Genomic DNA, 25,704 nt, shown 5'->3' with positions numbered 1-25,704 from the left:
CCGCTAATTTTACAAAAGCTATTAAACCCTTTTTATGAAAAATTACAATTATACCTTTTTACTATCGATTAGCCTTGTTGCAGCATTGGGTGGTTTACTCTTTGGCTACGACTGGGTTGTAATAGGTGGTGCAAAACCATTTTACGAAATTTATTTTGGCATTTCAGATTCTCCGGCTCTTCAGGGCTGGGCAATGAGCAGTGCCCTTGTTGGCTGTGTCGCAGGTGCAGCAGTTGCCGGAAAACTGGCAGACACTTACGGAAGACGTCCTATGTTAATTGTTGCAGCCGTATTATTCTCCTTATGTGCCATTGGTACGGGAGCTTCAGAAACTTTTACCATATTTATTATCTGGCGAATTATTGGAGGAATCGGAATTGGGATTGCTTCTACAATATCGCCTTTATATATCGCAGAAATTGCACCTCAGGAAACCCGGGGACTTTTTGTGTCAATAAACCAGCTTACTGTAGTTATAGGAATTCTGGCAGCACAAATAACCAATATGCTGATTACAGAAGTTATTCCTGCAGGTTATACACACGCTCAAATTTTGGCTTCATGGAACGGGCAAACGGGCTGGAGATGGATGTTTTGGGCAGGATTTTTTCCGGCAATTTTATTCTTTCTTTTAATGTTTTTAATTCCCGAAAGCCCTAGATATCTGGCTAAGAAAGGAAAAAACGACACAGCAGAAGCAACGCTTACCAAAATTGGCGGATTAGCTTATGGAAAAGAAGCTATCACAAAAATAAAAGAAACTTTTACAGACGAAACGGAGAAAACAGATTTCAAAATGCTGCTGGACAAAAAGGCTTTACCTATATTGACAATTGGTATTGTTCTGGCGGCTTTTCAGCAATGGTGCGGTATTAATATTATTTTTAATTACGCTCAGGAAATCTTTGTTTCTGCTGGTTACAGCATCAACGATTTGTTTATGAATATCGTGATTACCGGAAGCATCAACTTAGTTTTTACTTTGGTTGCTATGGGAACTGTAGATAAAATTGGACGTAAAAAATTAATGCTTTTTGGCTCTGCTGCATTGGCGATAATTTATGCTTTATTGGGCTATTTTTATTATACCAATGTTACCGGTTTTCCTTTATTATTACTGGTATTATTAGCTATTGCAATTTACGCAATGTCTCTCGCACCAATTACCTGGGTTATTTTATCTGAAATTTTCCCTAACCGAATCAGAGGCGTTGCGATGTCTATTGCCACATTTGCGCTTTGGATTGCTTCTGCATTATTGGTGCAAACATTTCCAATTTTTAACGAATACCTGGGCACGTCAGGAACTTTCTGGGTGTACGGTATTATCTGCGCCTTAGGATTTGTATTTGTTTTCAGAAAACTTCCTGAAACAAAAAACAAAAGTCTTGAAGAGATTGAGGAACTAATGGTTTCTGATCGTCAATCGAAGAATATTCAATAATCTAAATTTCATTACATCATGCAAAAAGTAAATGTTTGGAAGGAAAAAATAATCCTGCCAACTTATGAGGTGGGCAAACCTGAAAAAAATCCTGTATTTATTGAGAAAAGAGTGTATCAGGGAAGTAACGGATCTGTATACCCATATCCGGTTATTGAAAAAATAGCAGACGAAAAAACGAACAAAGAATATCAGGCTGTTTATCTTGAAAATGAATTTATTAAAATAATGATTTTGCCTGAACTTGGCGGACGAGTTCATATGGCATACGATAAAACTAAAAACCGCCATTTTGTGTATTATAATCAGGTTGTAAAACCGGCATTGGTTGGACTTACTGGTCCGTGGATTTCTGGCGGAATCGAGTTTAACTGGCCGCAGCACCACAGACCAACTACTTTTGATCCTGTTGATTTTACGATTGAAGAACACGAAGATGGAAGCGCAACAGTTTGGTGCAGCGAAGTTGAACGTATGTTTAGAACCAAAGGAATGGCGGGATTCCGATTATATCCTGATAAAGCTTATTTGGAAATCAAAGCACAGTTGTATAACAGAACATCATTTCCGCAGACGTTTTTATGGTGGGCAAATCCGGCAGTTAAGGTAAATGACGATTATCAATCGGTTTTTCCACCAGATGTAAATGCTGTTTTTGATCATGGAAAACGTGATGTTTCTTCTTTCCCAATTGCAAAAGGAACGTATTATAAAGTCGATTATTCGCCGGGAACTGATATTTCCCGCTATAAAAATATTCCGGTTCCAACGTCATATATGGCGATTGCTTCTAAATATAATTTTGTGGGCGGATACGAAAATGATTCTAAAGGCGGATTACTTCACGTTGCCAATCATCATGTTTCTCCGGGAAAAAAACAATGGACTTGGGGTCACGGAGATTTCGGTCGTGCGTGGGATCGTAACCTTACGGATGAAGATGGCCCGTATATCGAATTAATGTGTGGTGTTTACACAGATAATCAGCCGGATTTCACATGGATTATGCCGGGCGAACAAAAGGATTTTACGCAGTATTTTATGCCGTATCGAGATTTGGGTATTGTAAAAAATGCGACCAAAAATGCGATGGTTAATTTAGAGAGCATTGATGATAAATTAGTCATTAAAGCGTATACAACGGGCGTTTATCCTAAAGCTACTATTACTTTAAAGAATAATAATGTTGTTATATTTCAAAAACAATATGATGCATCGCCATACAATTCGTTTGAAGAAACAATTGATTTTAATCTTGGTTTAGAAGGATTATCAATTGCCGTAACCGATGCTGATAATAAAGTTTTAGTCGATTGGAATTACGAAGGTCAAAACGAAGATGAAATTCCAGAAGCTGCAAAACCTGCTCTTGCTCCGGAAGATATTGTAAATAATGAACAATTGTTTCTAACGGCTCAGCATTTAGAACAATACAGACATGCAACTTACAGTCCGATTCCCTATTACGAAGAAGCTATAAAACGTGATTCTGGAGATATTCGTTCGAACAATGCAATGGGATTGTGGTTGATACGCCGAGCAAAGTTTGCAGAAGCTGAACCTTATTTTAGAGCAGCTATAAAAACACTGACACAGCGAAATCCAAATCCTTATGAAGGCGAAGCGTATTTCAATTTAGGATTATGTCTTAAGTATCAAAATAAGAATGAAGATGCTTACAGTGCTTTTTACAAATCAACATGGAATGCGGCCTGGCAAAATCAGGGCTATTTTTATGTTGCGCAGCTTGACGCTTTAAAAGGCGATTACGATTTGGCACTAACACATATTAAAAAAGCGATTTCTAAAAATACCGAAGATCATAAAGCACTGCATTTAAAAGTGGTACTTCTTAGAAAATTAAATCAAAAAGAAAAAGCACTTAAGCTTGCCAATACTTATTTAGAAAACGATTCATTTAATTTTGGATTGCTTTATGAGAAATATCTTTTGAGCAATGATAAAAAAGACCTCAGCTATTTTAATTCGCTTATCCGAAACAACATTCATACGTATATCGAATATGCTTTAGATTATAATGCAGCAGGATTTTATGAAGAAGCTACGAGATTATTAAATGAAGGTTTGAAAGATGAAAATACATACCCAATAGCGTGGTATTTTGCAGGTTCTTTTTATGAAAAATTAAATGATTTCGGTCAAGCCGAAAAATGTTTCAAAATGGCTTCAGAGGCAAAACCAGATTATTGTTTCCCAAATCAGGTTGAAGCTGCATTGGTACTTCAAAATGTAATTGACAAACAAACCAAAGATGCAAAAGCGTTGTATTATTTAGGCAACTTTTGGTACGCTGCGAAGTTTTATGATGATGCTGTTTCCTGCTGGGAACAATCTGTTGCGATAGACAATACTTTCCCTACTGTGCATCGTAATTTATCATTGGCGTATTACAATAAATTAGAAAACGAAGAAAAAGCGCTTTCTAGTTTAGAAAAAGCATTCTCATTAGATTTACAAGATTCCAGAATCCTAATGGAACTGGATCAATTGTACAAACGTTTGAACAGAGATTTAGTTTTCAGATTGGCTTTCTTAGAAAAACACTTAGAATTGGTAATTCAGCGTGATGATGTTTATTTAGAAAGAGCGGCGATATACAATCTTTTAGGAAAACATGATAAAGCACTTACTTTATTGCAAAACCGAATTTTCCATCCGTGGGAAGGCGGCGAAGGAAAAGTAAGCGGCCAATATCTTATTTCTTTAACTGAAATTGCAAAACAGCAAATCTCACAAGGAAATTATGACGCAGCGATAGAACTTTTGGAACAGGCTCAAATTTATCCTGATAATTTAGGCGAAGGAAAACTTCCGGGCGCACAGGAAAATGATATTCATTACTGGCTTGGCGTTGCTTACGAAAAGAAAAACGATTTGAAAGAAGCTCAAAACTGGTGGCAAAAAGCAACTCAGGGATTAGACGAACCAACGGCTGCTATTTTCTATAACGATCAACAGCCGGACAAAATTTTCTATCAAGGTTTAGCATTCTTAAAATTAAATAACGCTGCCGAGGCCGGAAAACGTTTTGAGAAATTAGTCGCTTATGCACACAAACATGTAAACGATTCTATTACGATCGATTATTTTGCAGTTTCACTTCCAGATCTTATGATTTGGGAAGATGATTTAGACAAACGAAATAAAATTCACTGTTTATACATGCAGGGATTAGGACTTTTGGGTCTCGATAAAAAAGCAGAGGTAGAACAAACTTTTGAAACAGTTCTTGCAGAAGAAAAAAGCCATTCAGGCGTTACGATACATTTGTCTTTATTGAAAAATGAGGAATCAGTTTTTGTTTAAGTTAGTATTGGTCATTTAAGTTTAAGTAGTAGCCCCGACAAGTTTTAAAAACCTGTCGGGGCTTGTGGTTTTAATCCTGCAAGGTTTCCAAAACCTTGTAGGTATAAATTTTAGAAACGTAAAAAAATGAATATTATAAACCTACAAGGTTTTGGAAACCTTGCAGGAACTCCGTGAAGGCGATAAAAATGCATGCAATAATAAAATTAAAATCTGCGATAATCCATTCAACCCGCAAAACCCGTGGGCAATAATATCTAATTAAAAGGTCTATCCTCTAATTTAATTCCCCATTTTTTATTAGATTTTGATCCCATACTAAATTCTAAAACTCCACCATTATCAATATCCGATTGATGAATAAAAGCCTTAGTATAAGTTTTACCATTGCTTTCAGCTTTAATTGGAGGCTAGAAGAATTAATTTAAAAAAGGCTTTAGCCAAAACTTATTTTTAATTGCCTCCAGCTTTAGCTGGAGGTTATTGAAGTTAGATTCAAATAGGGCTTTAGCCAAAATTATAGTGTTTTGGCTAAAGCCCTTTGCTTAATAGACTCTTTTAAACCTCCAGCTAAAGCTGGAGGCAATTAATTTAGAACTTGATTTAAATATCTTTTTATTGATATTTCTGAGTCCTGCAAGGTTTTCAAAACCTTGTAGGTTTAGTTTTTTATTTCCTTTTACAATTTAATACCTACAAGGTTTTGAAAACCTTGCAGGAATCATGCTCTATAGTTTGGAAGAAATAATCTCTTTCAATTCTCCATTTACTTTCACTTTTACTTTTGCTGGCACAGGAGATAATATTTCATATTTGGTGATTTTTCCTTTTTCCCATTTCATATTAATGGTAAAATTTCCTTCGGCTTTAAGCCCTTTTACTTCACCTTCCTTTAACCAAACATCTGGCATAGCAGGTAATAATTCAATAAATCCGGCGTGGCTTTGAATCAGCATTTCACCAATTCCTGCTGTGGCTCCAAAATTGCCATCAATTTGAAATGGCGGCCCAGCCGAAAGTAAGTTCGGATAAACTCCTCCCCCTGCTCCATAATTAATATTCGTAGCAAGCGTTGGTCTCAAAATTGTTTTTAATAATTTATACGCTCTGTTTCCGTCTTTCAAACGAGACCAAAACAGCATTTTATAAGCAATTGACCAGCTTGGTCCATCATCTCCTCTAACTTCAAGTGTTTTTTTAGCTGCTTCGGCAAGTTCCGGTGTACTTTCTGGAGTTATTAAAGAGGCAGGATATAATCCGTATAAATGAGAAATGTGGCGATGTTGTGCATCTGGTTCTTTATATGGTTTTAGCCATTCCTGAATTCTTCCATCGGGACTAATAACTCCTGGCGGCGGTAATAATTTTAATCTTTTTTCAAGATCATTGCTCAAATCTGTATCGATTCCCAGTTTTTGAGAGGCCGTGATTACATCATTAAATAATTCACGAACAATTTGGTTATCAATTGTCGGTCCCATACAAATATGCGCATCTTGTCCATTTGGCAAGAAAAATGAATTTTCAGGAGAAACTGACGGCGAAGTTACCAGCCAGCCCGTTACCGGATCTTTTACCAGCATGCTGTTATAAAACTGGGCCGCTCCTTTTATAATTGGATAGATTTCGGCAAGATAATTTTTATCGTTTGTATACAAATAATGATTCCATAAATTGTTGCACAACCAACCCGAACCTGCTTTTGCAATTCCCCATGAAGCACTTTCGCCTGGCTCAGTAAATCCCCAGACATTGGTAATAACGTGCGCTACCCAGCCATCGGCATTGTAATAAGCTTTGGCTGTTTTTTCTCCGTAAGGAACCATTTGTTTCACCAAGTCTTTTAATGGAAGATTTAATTCGGAAAGATTTCCCGTTTCCAAAGCCCAATGATTCATCTGAACATTTACATCAAGATGATAATCTCCGTTCCATGGCGTCTGAACCTGATGCGCCCATAATCCTTGTAAATTTGGCGGAAGCAATCCAACTCTTGTGCTGCTGATACTTAAATAACGTCCGTATTGGTAAAACAAAACCGGAAGTTCTGTATCTGAATCAGGTTCTTTTAAAAAGGCATCCAGACGTTCATTTGTAGGCAATGCTTTTCTGTCTGATTTTCCAAAGTTTAAAGCCACACGATTGAATAATTTCTGATAATTCTGAATGTGAACTTTCTTCTGATCCTGATATTTTTTCTGCATCGATGCGTCTAAAATTTTATCTACAGAAGTTTCAAAACTTTTATCTTTAAAATCTGTTCCTGCAGATATATAAAGCACCACTTCTGTTGCATTTTTTATTTCAATTGAATTATTGGTATATAAAGCGTTTCCGTCTGTTGCTTTAGCTTTTACTTTGGCTTTATATTTCATTCCTTTTCCGTCAATTCCATTGTTGAGCTGACCTACCATAACAAGAGAATTGCCGTTTTCATTTACCGTTTTAAAATGTTCTGGTCGGTCTAACTGTACGGTAAAATTTAGTTTTCCTTTTTTACTTGAAGTCAGTTTTACAAAAAGGGCATCATCTCCAAAACCTGCAAAATATTCACGCTTATAGGTAACTCCGTCAATGGTAAATTGTGTTGATGAGGTTGCGGTTTGTATGTTTAGGCTTCGGCTGTAATTTGTGGCTTGCGATTTAGTTTTGTAATCAAATTTCAGGGTCATATTTCCTAAAACCTGATAACATCCAAATTGTACATTTGCACCGTCGCCGCTTCCTGATCCCGGACCTGTACACACAAAATTATCATTGATCAATTTCTCGGCTTCCCTATTTTTATCTGCTAAAAGCAATTCTCTTATTTGAGGCAGAAATGAAAATGCTTTGTAATTGTTGGCATCTTGTGATGATCCGCTCCATAAGGTGATATCATTTAAAACCAATTTTTCGGTTGTAACGCCGCCGTCGGGCATAATTCCTAAACGTCCGTTTCCTAAGGGTAATGTTTCTTCCCATTGAGAGGCTGGTTTTTTATACCATAACTCTAACGGATTATTTTGTGAATAACCTAAAATGGGTATTAGTATAAATAGTAATGCTTTTATTTTTTTGATATTCATGTTGTTTGTTTTTTTGCCACAGATTAAAAGGATTGGAATGGATTTTTTTAGTCTGTGAGAACTTGTATATTTTTTTCTCCGTTTCGATTAAACCTGTCAGGTTTACTATGAGAATCTTTTAGCCTTTAAATTATACCTACAAGGTTTTGGAAACCTTGCAGGATTTGAAATTGATTATTTATTATAAGGAATCGCTTTTATAACTGGTTTTTCTCCGTTTTTTAAAGCTGATTCTTCAAATTCTATGGTGACTTCTTTGCTTTCTCCTTTTAGCAAAGTAAAGTAGCTGTCACTTACAATTGCAGGTAATATTTGAGTTCCGGATTTTTCATTTACGGCTTGTATCTGAATTCCGAATGCAATTCCTAAAGGGCTTGAAATCTTCGATTTAATAATATACTTCCCGTTTTGTTTTACCACTTTACTGGAAACATTTACGTTTGCTTTTGGCAATTTATTCAAATCTGTGAAATCTTTCATATTAGAACCTCTCCAATAAAAATTCTCACTTAGTATTTTATTCTGAGCATCTTTTAATTTTAATCGGATGAAATGTACCGGACTCAAACTAGAAGTATCGGTATTAGTTTCTGCTCCAAAAACTTTGAAATCATATAACGAATATCCCCAGCCTGAACCGCGTTTTATTCCCAGCATTCGAACATAACGTCCTTTGGTTTCATCAAACGAAATATTCTGAAGTCCTTGTTTTCCATCTTTAATCGTACTTACATCTGTCCAGTTTTTTGCATCTGTACTTATTTGAATTTTATATTCTTTACCGTATGCATTTTCCCAGTTTAAAACTACGCGATTGATAATATATTCGTTTTCAAGATCTACATAAATCCATTCATCATCTGTTGATTTACTTGCCCAGCGGGTATTTGAATCGCCGTCTGTAATATCTTTAGTGTTTCCGCCCTCTGTTGAAGATGCAATAACATTTTTTTGAAAGGCTAAATCTTTCTGATTGGAATAAAACGGAATTACGAAACTTTCTGTCGCTGTATTTGAATAAGAATCTACAACGGCATTTTGACTAAACTTTGCTACAGATTTTCCATCCAAATTATAAACCGTTGCTTCGGCAGTTAAATTCTTGAAATCCGTTCCGGTCGTATTGATTACTTTAACCGAATTATTTACTGGGCTCCACTGAATATGCATAGGCTCACATGCCGATTTTACGCCCCAATACGCTCCTGTTAAGTCATAATAATAATCGTAAGTCTGCCAAACCATACTTGGATATGAGGACTGACTCATCCAAATCATTATTCCCGAAGCGTCTTCCCACATGTGGTCTAACCAGCCTTCGTACATGGCTTTGTTGGTTTCAATATTTAATAATTGGGCTTTTTTAGTATATTCTTCCAGATTATTTGGTTTGCCGTAACGTTCGGTTATGCTTTTATCATAATTGTCCGGAGAAGCATTAAAGGCTTTTTGTCCAAAGAAATGTTTGTCCCACATATCGTTTCTTGGCCACCAGTCTTTTTCGGGAATAATTTTTTTGAAACTTTCCATATTCGGAAAAACGGCTGTACCAATTTCAGATCTTAAACCCCAGCTTGGGCCGTCTCCTGTTCCCACATAAGGTTCCGGATATTTTGTAAAATAAAATCTTGGATCTTTATTGCCCCAAAGTCCGCTGCCGCTTAAGTTTCCTGTATTTGAACATGGTTGGTAATAACGGTCGTTGTTATCAAAAGTTTTGATATTTTCTGCAATCCATCCATTAAGTGGAGGTTGAGGTAAACCTTCATTATTTCCGCACCAAATAGCGATACTCGCATGATTTCGAACTCGTTTGATTTTCTCAATCACATTGCTGTTAAAAACATGAATATCTAAAGGAAGATTTGGATTTGCATTTAGCCAAAAATCGTCCCAAACCATAATTCCGTATTTGTCACAAGCCTGGTAAAATTCAACATCTGTTGTTGAACCTAACCAGTTACGAATAATATTGTAATTCATTTCTTTGTGAAGTTTGACTTTCAAATCGTATTCTTCACCTCTGCAGCGAAGCATATACTCACTCATTCCCCAGTTTCCTCCTTTTAGAAAAACGCGTTTTCTGTTAATCGAAATATGCAAAACACCGCCTTCTGTATCGTAGGTATATTTTTTGATTCCGAAAGTTATTTTTTGGGAATCAGAAACTACATCTCCAATTTTAAAAGTGAATTGGCACGTATATAAATTAGGATCTCCGTAACCATTTGGCCACCATAATTTAGGGTTTTGAATTGAAAGTTCCGGAAATTGTTCTTTGCTTAATTTTACACTTGTAACTGCATTAGCATCAAGACTTATTTTTTTAGAAAAAGTAATATTTCCAGGCATTATCACACCAGTCAAAACTCCTTCCTGATTTTGTGTTGATGAATTTTTAAGGTCGACTTTTACATCTAAATCTGCACGTGCATTAGTTGACAGATTCGTATGAACCCAAGGATCTGCAATTGTTACTTTATCTGTATTGCTTAAAAAAACATCATCTGTAATTCCTGAATTTAATCCCGGTACATAAGGCATCCAGTCCCAGCCGGCACTTGAAATATAAGTTGGGCTTCCGTAATTGTTTAAAGGCTGTTTTGGAATACTTACTAAAATAGTCAGCACATTTTTTGCTTTGCGGTGCACTAATTTTGTAACGTCAAATTTACCACGCTGCATCATTCCGCTAAGAGTGGCTAGTTTTTTTCCGTTGAGGTAAATATCACCTTCACGATTGATTCCTTCAAAGTTTAACCAGATTATTTCTTTGGTAAAATTTTCGGGAACACTAAATTCTGAACGATAACAAAAACTGCGGTCGTATTTTGATTTATCAACCTGATAAATATTGTCCCCAAAATTGGGATCTTTTTCTAAACCGCTAACGACATAGGAATTAAAAACTGTACCCGGAACTACTGCTTTTACCCAGTCTTTATCTGAATAATCTGCAGCAGCTATTTTAAGGCTGTCTTTTCCTAATTCTGCCTGTGGTTTTAATTTCCAGACAATGTCTGAAGAGTTCAGACTTACTTTATTCTGAGCATAAAAATGGAACGATAAGGCATTTAAAACAAATAAAGTGATATAAACCTGAATTGTATTGAATTTCATATTGTTATTTGAATGATGAAAAATTGTAACTAAAAATAAGAATGCCATTTTGGAATAAGTTTTTCTAACAGAATTCTCAGGACTGTTTTATTACCTATATCCAAAATGGCATTACAAATCAAAAACTGTGATTATTAACCAAAAAATCACATAACCAAACGATAAAAACTATTTTAAAAGATATTAATAACCAGGATTTTGATCTTCTGGGTTTATATCATCATTAAGCTGAATTTCTTTTAGAGAAATTGGGTATCTGTTATGAAATTCGGCTATTGTTCCGCTTTCAGCTGCCCATTTATTACGAGTTTTTACATACTGTACCAATTTTCCTGTACGTATAAGATCCATTCTTCTCCAGCCTTCAAATGCTAATTCACGCATACGCTCATCTAAAATTCTGTCTCTGAAATCTGCCTGAGAAAGTCCAGTCCAGTTCATTCCCGCCGGAAGTGTTCCTCCAAAAGCACGGGTACGAACTTGGTTTACATATCCTTCAGCATCTGTAGTACTTCCTAATTCATTTAAACATTCTGCATAGCATAACAATACATCAGCATAACGGATATATGGTTTGTTTTTTCCTGAATTCCAAAATGATTGTCTTCCGTCTACACGAACATCTTCGTATTTTTTTACGTGCGGATCTAATTCATCTCCTCCAAAACCTGCCGGAATTGTTGGTGTAATTCCTCTATAAGTAAAATCGTAACGAATACTTGCATCTTTACGTTTATCACCTGGTTCCCAAATACCGCCAGCTGATTTATCTTTATAGCAATATTGTGTTGGAACTAATAAATCATACCCTCCAAAATAAGCATACTGATCTAAGTTTGCGATTGCTCTCGATCCTGTCTGCCATTGAATTTGGTTGTTATCAGGCCAGGTATTGTTGAACTGAAATTCATAAAGTGACTCTGTAGAGTTTGCATGATCCGGGCTAAAAACATCTGCATAATTTGCTAATAAGCTGTATTTTCCCGAAGAGATAACTTTTCCTAACCATTCTTTTGCCTGAGTATAATCACGTGCGCCAGAAGCTACAGGAGCGTATAAAAATACTTTCCCTAATAATGCCTGAGCAAGATATTTTACTGGCAAAGCTTTATTTGATTGTGTCGCTGGCAAATTTGCTTCGGCTACTTTAAGGTCGTTGATAATGTATGTATATACATCTGGCAATGGCTGTCTTCCATATCCTAATTCCTGAGTACGTGCCTGATCCAAAATTGGAATTTCTCCCCAGTATTGCGAAAGCTCAAACATTAAACTAGCTCTTATAAAACTAGCTTCTCCAAGTAATATATTTCTACGGGCTGTATCTGCTTCTGTATTGTTATTCAAGGCATATATTGCCTGACCAGCGCTTTGTAAAACTAACCAGCGTGAATCCCATTGTTCAGCTAAAGCAGTATTTTCCTGAGAAAGAAAACCATTATAGTAATCTAATCCTGCTTGTCCCGGAGTTGTCATTACCTGAAATGCTCCTTGCTGCGTTTCATCTGTTCCTAATTGAAACATTAGTCCTCCTCTGTCTTTTTGTACATTTCTCCATGAAGAATACATTCCTAAAACAAGAGGTTCAATATTATCCATTTTTGAATAAGTCTGTTCTTCAGTAAGAGCAGTATTTGGGTCCTGATCTAAGAAATCTGAACAGGAAGCAAAAAGCATTATAGATGCCATTGCCGTTAAAATTTTTACTTTCATAATTATATTTTTAATTATTGTCGAAAATTATTTTTAAAGTGAAACATTTAAACCTAAAACAAACATTCTTGAGTTAGGATAACTATCTCCTCCTTCTGGATCGTAACCTTTGTATTTTGTGATCGTAAATAAATTAGATCCGGTAACATAAAGTCTTAGATTTTGAAGATATGCTTTCTCCAAAATTGAATTAGGAAAGTTGTATGATAATGTCAATGCATTTAAACGTAAGAACGAAGAATTTTGAATTGCCAATGATGTCTCATAACTGTTAAATCTTCCTCCGCCATAATAAGCTCTTGGTACATTTGTATCCGTATGCTCTGGTGTCCAACGGTCTAATAAATCAGTATGAGCAGCACTCATTCCGCCAGAACTCATAAAACTTTCATAAGCAGAACTGATTCTTCTTCCTCCAATAGAGTAAGCAAAAACAGCATTCAATCCAAAACCTTTGTAGCTAAAATCAGTTGCAAATCCTCCATAAAAATCTGGATCTGTGTTTCCAACTACATAACGGTCGTTATCATCAATTTTTCCGTCTTTGTTTCTATCTACAGGAACAATATCTCCCGGTTTAACTGTTCTTCCTCCAAAATTGATTTTACTTATTTCTGTCATATCTGATGCCTGAGCAATTTTATCAAACTCAAATACATAAATAGAATTAACAGATTTACCTACGAATAAATTTCCTGTTCTTTGAATTTCAACTCCAGTGTAACCTCCTGTATTGTAGATGGCTGTAGTTTCTCCGTATAACTTGGTAATTTTGTTTTTGGCAGATGAAATGTTTCCTGAAACATCCCAGTTAAGATTATTATTTTTTAAGATTTTATAATTGGCACTAAATTCAACTCCTTTGTTTACCATCGTACCTACGTTGTCTATTCCAGTCGTAAACCCACTTAAACTAGTTACACTTTTTACCATTAACAGGTTGTCATTTTTGATATCAAAATAATCCACAGTCATAGAGAATCTGTTATCTGAAGTTGCAAAGTCTAAACCAAAATCAAATTGTTTTTGTCTTTCCCATTGTAAGTCAGGATTTCCTAAATAATCGCTTGGTTTATAAACAACACTTCCATTTGTATAAACTGGTCTATATTTACTTACATAAGCATAGTTTGGTATATTTTGGTTTCCTGCAATACCATAACTGCCTCGAAGTTTTAATAATTTAATGCTTTCTACAGATTCTAAAAACTCTTTGGAAATATCCCAGCCTAAAGCTACAGATGGAAAAGTTCCCCATTTATTATTAGGTCCAAAACGAGAAGAACCATCTAAACGTGTTGTAACAGTTGCGAAGTATTTTTTATCATACGAATAATTTAATCTTCCTGTGTAAGACATTAAAGTCGTTGTAACAAAATCTGAACCTAATGAAAAATCTTGTTTTTGAGATGCGCCATTTAAGTACATATAAGTAAAATCATCTGATGAAAAACCTCTTGCATCAACTTGCGTGTAATTGTTTGAATTTTTCTGCATAGAAAAAGCTCCAAGTGCACTAAAATCGTGTTTTCCTATTGATTTATTGTATGTGATAGTATTATCCCATTGGTAATTCAATTCACTGTATCTGTAATGATTAGCATCTCCGTTTGCAGAATTTCTAATAGATTGTCCTGTATCCATTGGCTGGTACGAAAAGTTGGCCTGATCTGTAATATCAATAGAAAAAGTAGTTCTTAAGTTTAATCCGTCTGCAGGTTTAATGTTTACATAATTACTTGACATTAAACGGTTTTTAGAACTTACATTATCAATTGTTAAACTTTTAATTGGGTTGTAAGCATCTGCGTTTAATACGTCTCCGTATTTTAAATAAGTAGCATCTGGATCAATAGGCAATAGTGGATTAGCGCCTAATGCATTTCCGAAAGCACTTCCTTCGATATAACTTGCTTCACTGCGTGAAAAAGTAGTACTTGTACCTATTTGAAGCCATTTTTTAACGTCCTGCGTCAAATTGATTTTTCCGTTATATCTTTTGAAAGAAGACTTTTCTAAAAGTCCATCCTGATCTGCGTAGTTGAAACTCACAAAATAAGAACCTTTATCTCCTCCTCCCGAAAAAGAAAGATTGTAATTAGTCTGCATTCCTGTTCTTGCTACTTCATCTAACCAGTTGTAGCTTTTTCCTGTTCTGTAAGATTCTAATTCGTATGGGGCAAATACTGTAGATCCGTCTGATTTAATCTGATTGATATAAGCAGCACGATCAGCATTTGGATTTTGATCCATATATTGATTTGCAAATGCATCAACTCTAAGATCAAACAATTGCTGTCCGTTCATTAACGGAAGCGTTTTGCTAAACTCAGACATTCCAACCCAGGTATCAAAGTTTATTTTTCCTTCTCCTTTTGATCCTTTTTTAGTTGTAATTACCACAACTCCATTTGCTCCTCTTGCACCATAAATAGCTGTAGAAGATGCATCTTTTAAGATATCAATATTCGCAATATCATTAGGGTTTATCGATTCAAAACCGCCGTCAATAATAAGACCATCAACTACAAAAATTGGATTTGTACCAAATTGTATCGAGTTGTTTCCTCTTATTTTAATACTACCGCTTGAACCCGGAGTTGTATTTTGCTGTACATAAACACCCGCTGCACGTCCTTGCAATGCCTGCACTGCGTTTGCTGTTGGTGTTTCCAGCAGTTTTTCTCCTTTTACGTTTCCTACCGCTCCGGTAAGATCTCCTCTTTTTACTGAAGCTCCTACTACTACTATCTCATTTAATTCCTGTGGACTTGGACTTAAAGAGACATTAATTTCAGATTTATTAGCAATAACCGTCTGCGGATTAAATCCTATAAACTTGAACTCTAAAGTTGAGCCGGATTTTACGTTAGACAATTTATAACTGCCGTCTATGTCTGTTACTGTAGAGTTCGGTGTACCTTTTACCAGAATTGTGGCGCCTGGCAATGGTAAATTTTCATTGTCTGTAACTTTACCGGTTATGGTTTGGGAGTAAAGTGTACCGGCACACATCATAACTACTAAGAAGCATAAGTATCTTATTGCAATTCTCATAATAATTTGGTTTTTTAGTTAATAAATTAGTGAGTTAGTTTTATTCTTTTTATTGAGCATTAAAATACGAGAAAACGAATTGACTTATACTATACTATACTACAACATTACAAACATACAAATATTTTCATTACATCCAAATTTATGTTTTAAGAATTTGATATTTTTTTTGATGATTTATTTCGGCTTTAACAGAAATACGAAGCTTTAAAAAGGAAAAAGAAAATAAAGGAATAATTAATTTAAAGAAATCTCAGACAAAACTGAAGAGTGTTGTAATCTAAAACAAAGAAAACAGGTATAATTTACCTGCAAAATCAAAGAGATAATTTTGGACAATTTTCAGGTAGTTTAATCCAAATACGAATAAAAAAAGACGCACTGCTGTGCGTCTATACAAAAAATTGGAATGTTTGAATTGTCAATTTTATAATTAATTATATCCATAACGTATATCCGTAGAGGCGCACAGCAGTGCGTCTACGTCAAGTATATCAAATATTGTGGTTACGTTGCGCAAGACGCACTGCTGTGCGTCTCTACAGAAAATTGGATGTTTGAATTGTCAATTTTAGAATTAATTATATCCACAACGTATATCCGTAGAGGCGCACAGCAGTGCGTCTACGTCAAGTATATCAAATATTGTGGTTACGTTGCGCAAGACGCACTGCTGTGCGTCTCTACATAAATCTTTGTCCCTTTGAACCTCTGAGCCTTTGAACCTTTCCTCTAAGCTATTCCCCATTTCGAAAACAAAACAAAAATACTCACCATACCAATTATTAAAGCAGTAAAGTACCAATAGCGGTTTTTCCAAGGCGATAATTCAACCGATTCTAATTTTATTTCAACATAATTATATTTCGGATAAAACTTAGAAACCAGCAGCATGCATACAGAAGTAAGCACAAATAAAAGTGCGAGCATGTGCAGGTAATGTAATTTAATATCGAGTATGTTATTAAAAGTAATATAACCCAAAATAAAAAACATCATTCCCATTTTTGCGGCCTGCGGCGGTACTTTTTTAAATACAAAACCAATCAGAATAATGGTAAAAATAGGCAGACAGAACATACCGCTCAATTGCTGTAAATAAGTATAAAACCCAGCTTTGCTAAACAATATAAATGGAGCCGAAAACATGGCTAAAGCCGAGACAATGATTTCAAATTTACGTCCGGTGTAAACCAAATGTTTCTCCGTTATTACTTTATTTTTTTTCTCTAGCCACGGTTTATAAAGATTCAACACAAATAATGTACTGCTGCTGTTAAGTCCAGCATTAAAAGTACTTATGGCAGCTCCAAGAACAACTGCAGCTGTTAAACCAATCATAACGCCAGGTAAAGTATCTTTTACTACAAGCGGAAAAACCTCAGCTGTATTTTCGAGATTTTGGTAAAGATGAACCCCAACTAATCCGGGAATATTGATGATGAAAGGACATAATAGTTTTCCTAAACAAGCAAGTCCCATTCCTTTTTGGCTGTGTGATAAACTTTTTGCCGAAAGTGCCTGCTGAACAATAAACTGCTCCATTCCCCAATAATACAGGTTCATGATAAACATTCCTGTAAAAATGGTGTTCAACGGAATTTCGTCCTTTGGTCCGCCAATAGAATTTAAATGTTCTTTATGCTCAGAAAGCAAAATATGAAGTCCTTTGGACCAGTCTCCATTTCCTAAAAATTTAAATCCGAAGTAAGGAAAAGCAATCCCAATGGTCAATAATCCAATACTTAAAACCGTGTCACTAATTGATATGGCACGTAAACCTCCTAAAACCGAATAAGCACAGCCTGTAAGACCTATCAGCCAAACCATAACCCAGATATTCTGCCAGTAGGTTAATTCTAAAGGATATAAAAAATTGAACATTCCGGTTAGGGCAACGGCACCGCCATATAATACTGCCGGAAGTAAATTGACAATATAACTGCATAAAAAGATAATCGACACGAGTCTTTTAGTCGAATCGTCATACCGTTTTCCCAGATAATCCGGAATTGTCATGGCTCCGGTACGAAAATAAATGGGCAGAAAAAACTCGGCAACAAGCAGCATGGCCAACACAGAACTTACGCCCCATGCCATAACACTCATGTTGTTAGTGTAAATGGATTCGTTCTCGCCTATAAACTGGTTGGCGCTTATATTGCTGAGCAATAAAGCGCCTCCAACTATAAAAAAGTTATTGTTATGATCTGCAAAAAAAAGTCCGCTTGTGGTTTGTACCTTTCTTTTTCGTGTTTTTATGGCTGAAATAACAGCGACTAAACCTGTAATCAGTAAAAAACTAACAATGGATAAAACATTCATAAATTACAACGAATTTCTATCAATAAGAATTGTCGGGATAATCTCTTGTGTCTTTTTTCTGTTCAGCACAAAATCAGCGGCTCTTTTTCCCATTTCAGCAAAATCTGTAGAAAATGTGGTTACACCGTCAAAAATGATTTCTTTTACAATATCATCATTGTGCGAAATAAAACCAATGTCGGCACCAATTTTAAGTCCTTTTATTTTAGAGTCTTTCAGCATTTCCCAAAGTTCGAGATTGTGAATCGTAAAATACACTTTTCCTTTTTCCAGAGAACCTGCTGTGTATTCTTCTTTTATAACTCCTTTAATATCATAATCCTTCATGAACCTTTTAAATGAATTTAAAATTTCATTAGGTTCTGCAGATGATGGCTTGAAAAAGAAAACAAGTTCATCGTACTTTTTAATTTTATCTTTAAGCTGCACAAAAGCGTTGTAAGACGAATCTCCAAATTCTTGTGCAACATAATTGTAATCTTCATCTGTTTCTATAAAACGGTCCACCAGCAATACTCTGTTTGTTGGCAGCTGTTTTAAAACATCCGGTGTTTTTTTATTCGGAATCGGAGCGATAACAAACATTCCGTATTTTCCTTTTATACTTTGAATTATATTTTCAAACGTATCAAAATTATTGTGATGGAAAAAGATATCCAATTGTACATTTTTTCCAAGTCCTTTTCTGAAATTTTCATAAAACGTTTCCTGAAAAATATCAAATGCAAATATCAGCAGTGCCACTTTCAACTCTTGTTTTACATCATTGGTGGCAACGAAATATCCCAGTCTATTTTTTGATTCGATAATTCCTCTGTGAACAAGTTCTTTATAAGCTTTGGCAATAGTTTCTCTTGCAAAACCCAATTCGCTTATAAAAGTATTTACAGATGGAAGCAGATCACCTTTTGTTACTACCTTTTCATCAATGGCATTAATTATTCCCTGAACCAGCTGCTCGTGTTTGGATAGGGAATTAATTGATTCAAGGTTTTTTATCTGTTGAATAATTTGCTTCATAAACGTTTTAATAGGTATTTATTTAGAAAATATATAGTACAAATATATACTAATGTTTGAAATTTATTTTAGGCCTTCGTGATTTTTAAAACAACGCTGTTATTTGATACTGTTACATTTGGATTAATTCCAACCTGCATTAAAAAATCACCAGAATAAACGGCTGTTTCTACAGAAGCTTTTTTATCCGGATAAACGTTGATTTCTTCTACTTTGTAGTTTTGTCCTGCTTGCAATCCTTTTAATTTTATTGGAAGATGAGTTCCGGCTTCATATCTTGAATTAACAGCATAACTAAACATTACTGCTTCGTTTCCGTTTTTATTCACAAACATTACCGATGCTGCATCATTACCCCACGGATTTTGCAGACGATATTGATCTCCCTGCCAGATTGTTCCGCTTAATGCATTGTAGTTTTTGATTGCTTGCTGTGTAAAAGCTAGGTCTTTTTCTTTTAAATCTTTCACCACAATATCAAAACCTAATCTTCCCATCATGGCAACATCTGTACGGTATTTTATAGATTGTTTACCCCAGTCTGTAACGTGCGCCGCAATAGTAAGTGCCGGATAAAAATACGAGTATTCCCATTGCATGTATACACGCTCTAAAGGATCTGTATTATCGCTTGGCCAGAATTCAGTAAAGTATTTCAAGGCTCCGTAATCTACTCTTCCGCCGCCGCCAGAACAAAGCATCATTGGCACTTTTGGATATTTTACACGAATGCGTTCTAAAACTTTATAAAGTCCGTTTACATAATCAGTATAAAAGTTATTCTGATTGTCTTTTAAATTACCTGAATATGCGTTATAAATCACTGCATTACAATCCCATTTGATATAAGCCAATTCTGGATTTTGAGTAAAAAGATTGTCTACAACTCCATAAACAAAATCCTGAACTTTTGGATTTGATAAATCTAAAACCAATTGATTACGGAAATAATGTTCTGCTCTTCCCGGTTGTTTGATCACCCATTCCGGATGTTTTTTATACAAATCACTCGCCGGATTTACCATTTCAGGCTCAATCCATATTCCGAATTTTACCTGATTATCTTTGGCTGTTTTTACCAAAGTTCCAATTCCGTTTGGTAATTTCTTTTTATTAACGTCCCAATCTCCTAAAGCTGCATCATCATTGTTACGAGGATAAGTATTTCCGAACCATCCGTCATCTAATAAAAACATATCAACGCCCAGTTTTTTACTATCGGCGATAAGCACTTTTAGTTTTTCTTCGTCAAAATTAAAATAAGTCGCTTCCCAGTTATTTAAAAGAGTTAAACGATCTCCTTTCCCGTCAAGGATTTTATGACTTCTTGACCAATCGTGTAAATTACGACTTGCAGTTCCTTTTCCTTTTGATGAAAAAGTATACCAAAATTTAGGCGTTGTAAATACTTCGCTTTTAGCCAGTTTATAAGCTGCCGCGGCATTATTAATTCCCGAAATAACACGAAGATTATTTAAAGGATCTAATTCTAAATCGGTTCTAAAATTTCCTGACCATTCTAAACCTGCAAACAAAACTTTTCCTTCGTCTTCTGAAGCTGGTTTATCTAAAGAAACCATAAATACCGAAGGCTGAAATAAATTAGCACGAGAACCTAATTTAGAATCTAAAACTTTAATTCCGTGCGTTAACTTTGTTTCTTCGGGCTGCATTTCTTTTGCCCAGTCACCATGATATTGGTTCAGGTAAAAGTTATTATATCCTTTAAGATATAAATTAGCCGAAGCATATTTATTCAAAGTAATACTTGCTTTTTCGTTATGCTGAATGGTTGTCCACTGCTCAATTACATCATTATCAAAATAAGACTGAATAAACAAATGAACCTCAACCGGATAAACAGGATCTTTTAGTGTAATATCAGTTTGAAAAACTCCTGTACTAATTTTGTTTGTTTCATGACTTACGTATAACAAATCAAGCGAAGTATTTCCGTCAGCGTGCGTTACGGTAATAGCAGGTTCTAACAAATTTTTAGATCCCGATGCCGTATAAGCTGCATTATAAATACCAGAGTAATCTGTTCCCTGACGAAACTGGGCTTGTATTTTTGTGTATTCTGAATCGTTTGCCAGTTTTTCTCCTAAGTAAATAGTGTTTACTTCTTTCCCAGGAGTTACTTGTAAAACCAATGCGTTGCTTTTTGTTTTTACTGTAATAATCTGCTGTGCAGTTACTGAACAATAACTCGAGAGAATAAAAAATGCTATCGCAAAAGACTGCCTTAAAGTTGTAAATTGTTTTTTCATTTTATTATGTGTTATTTTCTTATTTCTTTTTTTGTGTAATTCCTTCCCAGTTATCTGTTCTAAAAGAGGATGCCGGTAATCCCGAAGCATTGGTTAAATTTCCGTTTGGATTGTCTGCCCAATTGTATCGCACTGAAACCGGATTCGGAACTTCCTGCGCATATACTTCTACTTTTCCGTTGACTATTTTGGCTTCTGCCCAATGAAATTTTTGGTCTGCTCCAGCTATTGAAAATCCTTTTAAAGAATTGTCTTTCGCTTTTATATTTTCATTAAAATCAAAATCGATCGTAATCACATTTGCTTTAACCGTATAGGATTTATAAAGCGGTCCCGAATACTCAATTTTAGTATTGTAAACTTTTGCCAAGGCAATATTTGCCAAACGTCCTCCTACATCTTGTTTGTTTTTTGGATGAATGTCTTCTCCATTTCCAATATCAGTTGTTACAGCCATTCCGGTATTTGGTAGTTTCAAAGCCATGAATTGAGCTTCTCTTAACTCTGCCCAATCTGAATTATCCGGCTGTTGTTTTTGCTGTTTATAATTAGCTAACTGAACATACAAAAACGGAAGGTTTTTATCTTTAAATTTAGCTCTCCAGTCGTTTATCAACAGCGGTAATAATTTTTGATATTGAAAAGCTCTTTCTGCATTGCTTTCTCCCTGATACCAGATTATCCCTTTTATTTTATAATCTAACAAAGGCGCAATCATCGCATTATAAATCGCACTTGGTCTGTTTTGACCTTGAGCCAAATATGGTTTTGCAGGTAAATCTTTACTGTCTGCACCAATATTATATTTCCAGTCTCCGGCTAATGAAAGAGTTTCATTTTCAGATTTTAAAGTGATTTTTTCATCGGCGTAAACTCCTCCGTTTCCTGCTCCGTCAAAAACTCGAATTGTGATGGTGTTTTCTCCTTTTTTAAGAAACTTAGCCGGAATTGTATAATGACGCTCTACATTATAACCTTTAGTTTCGCCAACATAATTTCCATTAATCCAAAGTATATCATCATCATCTGCATAATAACTCAGGCTGAAATCTTTAGTATTATCAGAGATAATAAACTTTTTTCTAAACCAGATTATTCCATCAAAACTGGCTAATCCGTTGCTGTCAAAAAAAGAAGGCAGTTTCATGGTTTTCCAAGATGAATCATCAAGATTTTCTGCTGACCAAATTGCTTTTTCCTGCTGCATTCCTTTGTCTGCATTTGCTACATATTTTTCCCAAACAGCTAAATCAGCATTATATTTCTGCTGTAAAGCTTCTCTGTTCGTTTCAGATTTCATCGCTTCGATTTCAGTATCAAAATCATGAATTGTGCTTAACGCTCCAGAGCTTGTCCACGCCTCTATAAGCGTTCCTCCCCACGAAGAATGAATTAATCCTATCGGAATCTTTTTTTCTTTATAAATTTTTCTGGCAAAAAAATAAGCTGTCGCACTAAAATCAGCTATAGTTTTTGGACTGCACACATTCCACCCGTCGTGCTGTACTTTTAATGTATTTAGCGGTAAAGTACTTTCAATATGCTCGGCTTGTAATAATCGTATTTGCGGATAATCAGCGTTTTGTATTTCTTCTTTATAATTATCGATTTTTCCCCATCCTTCAAGCGGCATTTCCATATTACTTTGTCCGGAACACAGCCAGACTTCACCAATTAAAATATTTTGAAGCGTTTTTAAATCTCCGTCATTTATAGCAATAGAATAAGGTCCGCCGTAAACAGGCGTTTTTAAAACCACATTCCATTTGCCTTTTACAACATTGGCTTTATAGGTTTTTTTATCCCAAGAAGTTGTAACCGATACGGATTGCTTATTGCTTTCTCCCCAAAACGGAACTGCGCTTTTTTGCTGCAATACCATATTATCTGTAAAAAAAGAAGGAAGTGTTACGGCAGCATTTACAGCATTTGCCGAAAGTATCACCAACGATACAACTAAAATGGTTTTCTTAAAAAAATGTCTTTTCATATACCTTCCATTAACGATTTATGATTTTGTACAAATGAGCATCTTTGGAACCAAGACTTACATTTATATTATTTTTTACATTAGTATTTTGATTTGTAAAAAGATTCTGGAGTTTATAATTTCCATTTTTTATGCCCAGTCTTTCCAGAGGAAGTGAATAATTTTTAGGTGTACTACCATAATTTAAAACCGCTATATACCAATCATTTCCTATTTTTTGTTCGAAAACTTCAGTCGTATGTTTTCCTGTATTTCCTTCTACCGGACGGAAAGCTACACCGTGAGAAACAATTTTAAGAAGTTCTTTATTCTGAAGCCATTCTTTTGCACGTACGCTCCAAATGCCGTCTTTACTATAATCGTCTCCGGTAATTAAAGTTCCTGTAATGACTGCCGAAATTAATCTGGCGCGGTTTTCTCCTTCTGTTACATCTGCAAAAACCACATGATCAGCATCAATATAATCATATGAATAAGTCTGCCACCAGCCATAATTTACACTATTCAATGTGTATTGGGTATGTTCGATTGTTTTCCAGGCATCGCATGCAATACGACGGACGTGGGCATAACGAGATGTTGCCATGTTTGGGGAAATAGCAGCATAAATAAGCATTTGTCCGTCTAATGCATTTACCAAATGTTCCATTCCCACTTTGTAAGCCTGCATTCCTGTTGTAACATTTTTATCGTAAAACGAAGTAGATTCTGCGGCAGCGTGACCTAAAAAGTCAATTTTAATCATTTTAAAACCGCACGCTTTTAGTTTATTAATTACATAATCAACACGTTTTAATGTTCCCGGATGTGTTGGGTCAATCGCTCTGGCGCCGTCAAAATCAAAATACGTGTTTCCGGTTTTCGTCCACATTTCTCCAAAAGTATAATCACTTCCTTCGGCTTTGCGGTTTGGTCCGTCTTTCCATCCCCAATCTGTAAAAGGCGCCCAATATGCTCCCGGTTCTAAACCTTTGCTTTTACAATAATCTGCGAATTCTTTTAGTTTGCTGAAATCTCCCGTAAATCCGCCTTTAACCATATTGTCCCAAAAAGAATCCAAATCGATATAAGCTGTATTACCTACTCTAAACTGCGGAATTTCTTTTGCAAAAAAGTCTGCAACCTTTGTCGTATTTTCAAAATTAATTTTCTCCATCAAAACGCCCCAGCTGTTCCATCCTACCGGAGTTGGTTTGTCCCACTCAAAAACATAAGGTTTTTCTACAATGCGATTGGTTTTGGCATAATCTTCCATACCATTTCGCCAATCTGAATAATAACCCACGAAAAATTTTGGAGATAAAACTTTATTGCCTTTTATGATTCCGTGAGCGATACTGTCACGCGTAACTTCTTTTTCAGAATATCCTGCCCATGCAGAAAATAAAGCTGTCGGTTTTTTATTGGTAGTTTTTACGGCACTTTTCCAAACGGTGTGTTCCAAAGAACCTACAATAAAACCATTTCTGGAAGTATTATTGAATAAAATTCCAACTTCGGCACTTGTATTATTCGAAATTGCATCTAACTTTTTTGAATTGTAGCTGATAAAAGCATCATTATCATAAGGAACAAAAACGGTTTGCAGATTTTCTATTTTATCAAAACTGATTTTTCCTAAATCTAACGGCGAAATATAATTGGTTGCGATTTGCTGCCCTGCGCCTAAAATTTCTATTTGAGTTATAAAATAGGACTGATTGTTATAAGTATAGAAGTTTTGGATTAGGGTTGGATTGTTTTTATCTGTATATGTAAGCGTGTATTTTATTCCTTTTCCTAAATTATCATTAATAGTCTCTTTTGATAAAACAGCTTCTGAATAATCACTAACCGAAATTGCTTTACCATTCACAATAACTGAAGCTTTCGCATCTGAAAAAATAGTTTTTCCGGATTGGCTTACAGCAATTGTTTTTTGTTTTGCGTCATACGTTATGATTCCGTTTTTCCCAAAAGTCATTTTAATGTCTTTTTGGGCTAAAGCTGAATTAAAGAAAAATGCCACAAACAAAATGGACAAAAACATTTTTTTGAACAGAAAAAAATTGGGTTTCATTAAATGGTTATTTTTGGTTATTATACTATTCTATACTACAATGATACAAATTAAAATTTATTTCGCAAGCACTTCAAAAAATATTTCATTAAATCTTCTATTCAAAAGGCATTAAAAAATAATTTATCCGGTTAAAAAATTAGTATTTCAGCTTTGCTTTTCCCTTAAAAATAAAGCATATAGCTACTAATGTATTCAATTTGTCGCTAACGCAGTCAAACGAAATTTTTATTTACTGAATAATTGTAAATTTTACAATTTTTTCAAATAATTTCAAAAAACAAGACGATCAATATCTATAATATTAGTCT

11 protein-coding genes are annotated in these 25,704 nt (G+C 35.2%); 2 read left to right on the top strand and 9 right to left on the bottom strand.

The window, feature by feature from the left end; translation table 11 throughout:
• Positions 1-34: 34 nt before the first annotated feature.
• Together FLAPXU55_RS08915 and FLAPXU55_RS08910 are read left to right on the top strand one after the other, a co-directional pair.
• Positions 35-1,444: a sugar porter family MFS transporter gene (locus tag FLAPXU55_RS08915; protein WP_180857380.1), complete on the top strand. Its 1,410-nt coding sequence runs from the start codon at positions 35-37 to the stop codon at positions 1,442-1,444.
• Between the two features lie 18 nt (positions 1,445-1,462).
• Entirely contained in the window at positions 1,463-4,771 is a 3,309-nt protein-coding gene (locus tag FLAPXU55_RS08910; RefSeq protein WP_180857379.1) for a DUF5107 domain-containing protein, read from the top strand.
• A gap of 728 nt (positions 4,772-5,499) precedes the next feature.
• On the opposite strand, the gene FLAPXU55_RS08905 is transcribed toward FLAPXU55_RS08910, so the two are convergent.
• The 9 genes from FLAPXU55_RS08905 to FLAPXU55_RS08865 all read right to left on the bottom strand — a co-directional run bounded on the left by FLAPXU55_RS08905 (position 5,500) and on the right by FLAPXU55_RS08865 (position 25,393).
• Positions 5,500-7,839, bottom strand: a complete 2,340-nt coding sequence (locus FLAPXU55_RS08905; RefSeq protein ID WP_180857378.1) for a glycoside hydrolase family 95 protein — start codon at positions 7,837-7,839, stop codon at positions 5,500-5,502.
• Positions 7,840-8,013: 174 nt separating this feature from the next.
• A complete protein-coding gene (locus tag FLAPXU55_RS08900; RefSeq protein WP_235992011.1) occupies positions 8,014-11,007 on the bottom strand; it encodes a discoidin domain-containing protein in 2,994 nt (997 codons plus the stop codon).
• 135 nt (positions 11,008-11,142) lie between these two features.
• The gene (locus FLAPXU55_RS08895; RefSeq protein ID WP_180857377.1) at positions 11,143-12,672 is read right to left on the bottom strand and encodes a RagB/SusD family nutrient uptake outer membrane protein; all 1,530 of its coding nucleotides are present in this window, start codon (positions 12,670-12,672) and stop codon (positions 11,143-11,145) included.
• A gap of 33 nt (positions 12,673-12,705) precedes the next feature.
• The gene (locus FLAPXU55_RS08890; RefSeq protein WP_180857376.1) at positions 12,706-15,729 is read right to left on the bottom strand and encodes a SusC/RagA family TonB-linked outer membrane protein; all 3,024 of its coding nucleotides are present in this window, start codon (positions 15,727-15,729) and stop codon (positions 12,706-12,708) included.
• Positions 15,730-16,461: 732 nt separating this feature from the next.
• Complete coding sequence (locus tag FLAPXU55_RS08885; RefSeq protein WP_180857375.1) at positions 16,462-18,054, bottom strand: solute:sodium symporter family transporter; 1,593 nt, start codon at positions 18,052-18,054, stop codon at positions 16,462-16,464.
• A gap of 3 nt (positions 18,055-18,057) precedes the next feature.
• Entirely contained in the window at positions 18,058-19,074 is a 1,017-nt protein-coding gene (locus FLAPXU55_RS08880) for a GntR family transcriptional regulator (RefSeq protein ID WP_180857374.1), read from the bottom strand.
• A 68-nt stretch (positions 19,075-19,142) separates the two neighbouring features.
• Positions 19,143-21,344 (bottom strand): alpha-galactosidase, encoded by a 2,202-nt coding sequence (locus FLAPXU55_RS08875; protein WP_180857373.1) that lies wholly within the window; start codon positions 21,342-21,344, stop codon positions 19,143-19,145.
• A 19-nt stretch (positions 21,345-21,363) separates the two neighbouring features.
• Positions 21,364-23,334, bottom strand: a complete 1,971-nt coding sequence (locus FLAPXU55_RS08870) for a sialate O-acetylesterase (RefSeq protein WP_180857372.1) — start codon at positions 23,332-23,334, stop codon at positions 21,364-21,366.
• Positions 23,335-23,344: 10 nt separating this feature from the next.
• Positions 23,345-25,393, bottom strand: a complete 2,049-nt coding sequence (locus tag FLAPXU55_RS08865) for an alpha-galactosidase (protein ID WP_180857371.1) — start codon at positions 25,391-25,393, stop codon at positions 23,345-23,347.
• Positions 25,394-25,704 lie beyond the last annotated feature (311 nt).

The sequence above is a fragment of the Flavobacterium panici genome (assembly GCF_903819335.1).
GTDB classification, from domain to species: Bacteria; Bacteroidota; Bacteroidia; order Flavobacteriales; family Flavobacteriaceae; genus Flavobacterium; species Flavobacterium panici.
The sequence above is the reverse complement of the archived record's forward strand: the minus strand, read 5'-3'. Positions and strand labels throughout refer to the sequence as shown.

What these genes read in the sequence shown, in the direction of transcription:
- FLAPXU55_RS08915 (WP_180857380.1), top strand. Translation starts at nt 35, where the DNA reads ATGAAAAATTACAATTATACCTTTTTACTATCGATTAGCCTTGTTGCA.
- FLAPXU55_RS08910 (WP_180857379.1), top strand. Translation starts at nt 1,463, where the DNA reads ATGCAAAAAGTAAATGTTTGGAAGGAAAAAATAATCCTGCCAACTTAT.
- FLAPXU55_RS08905 (WP_180857378.1), bottom strand. Translation starts at nt 7,839, where the DNA reads ATGAATATCAAAAAAATAAAAGCATTACTATTTATACTAATACCCATT.
- FLAPXU55_RS08900 (WP_235992011.1), bottom strand. Translation starts at nt 11,007, where the DNA reads ATGGCATTCTTATTTTTAGTTACAATTTTTCATCATTCAAATAACAAT.
- FLAPXU55_RS08895 (WP_180857377.1), bottom strand. Translation starts at nt 12,672, where the DNA reads ATGAAAGTAAAAATTTTAACGGCAATGGCATCTATAATGCTTTTTGCT.
- FLAPXU55_RS08890 (WP_180857376.1), bottom strand. Translation starts at nt 15,729, where the DNA reads ATGAGAATTGCAATAAGATACTTATGCTTCTTAGTAGTTATGATGTGT.
- FLAPXU55_RS08885 (WP_180857375.1), bottom strand. Translation starts at nt 18,054, where the DNA reads ATGAATGTTTTATCCATTGTTAGTTTTTTACTGATTACAGGTTTAGTC.
- FLAPXU55_RS08880 (WP_180857374.1), bottom strand. Translation starts at nt 19,074, where the DNA reads ATGAAGCAAATTATTCAACAGATAAAAAACCTTGAATCAATTAATTCC.
- FLAPXU55_RS08875 (WP_180857373.1), bottom strand. Translation starts at nt 21,344, where the DNA reads ATGAAAAAACAATTTACAACTTTAAGGCAGTCTTTTGCGATAGCATTT.
- FLAPXU55_RS08870 (WP_180857372.1), bottom strand. Translation starts at nt 23,334, where the DNA reads ATGAAAAGACATTTTTTTAAGAAAACCATTTTAGTTGTATCGTTGGTG.
- FLAPXU55_RS08865 (WP_180857371.1), bottom strand. Translation starts at nt 25,393, where the DNA reads ATGAAACCCAATTTTTTTCTGTTCAAAAAAATGTTTTTGTCCATTTTG.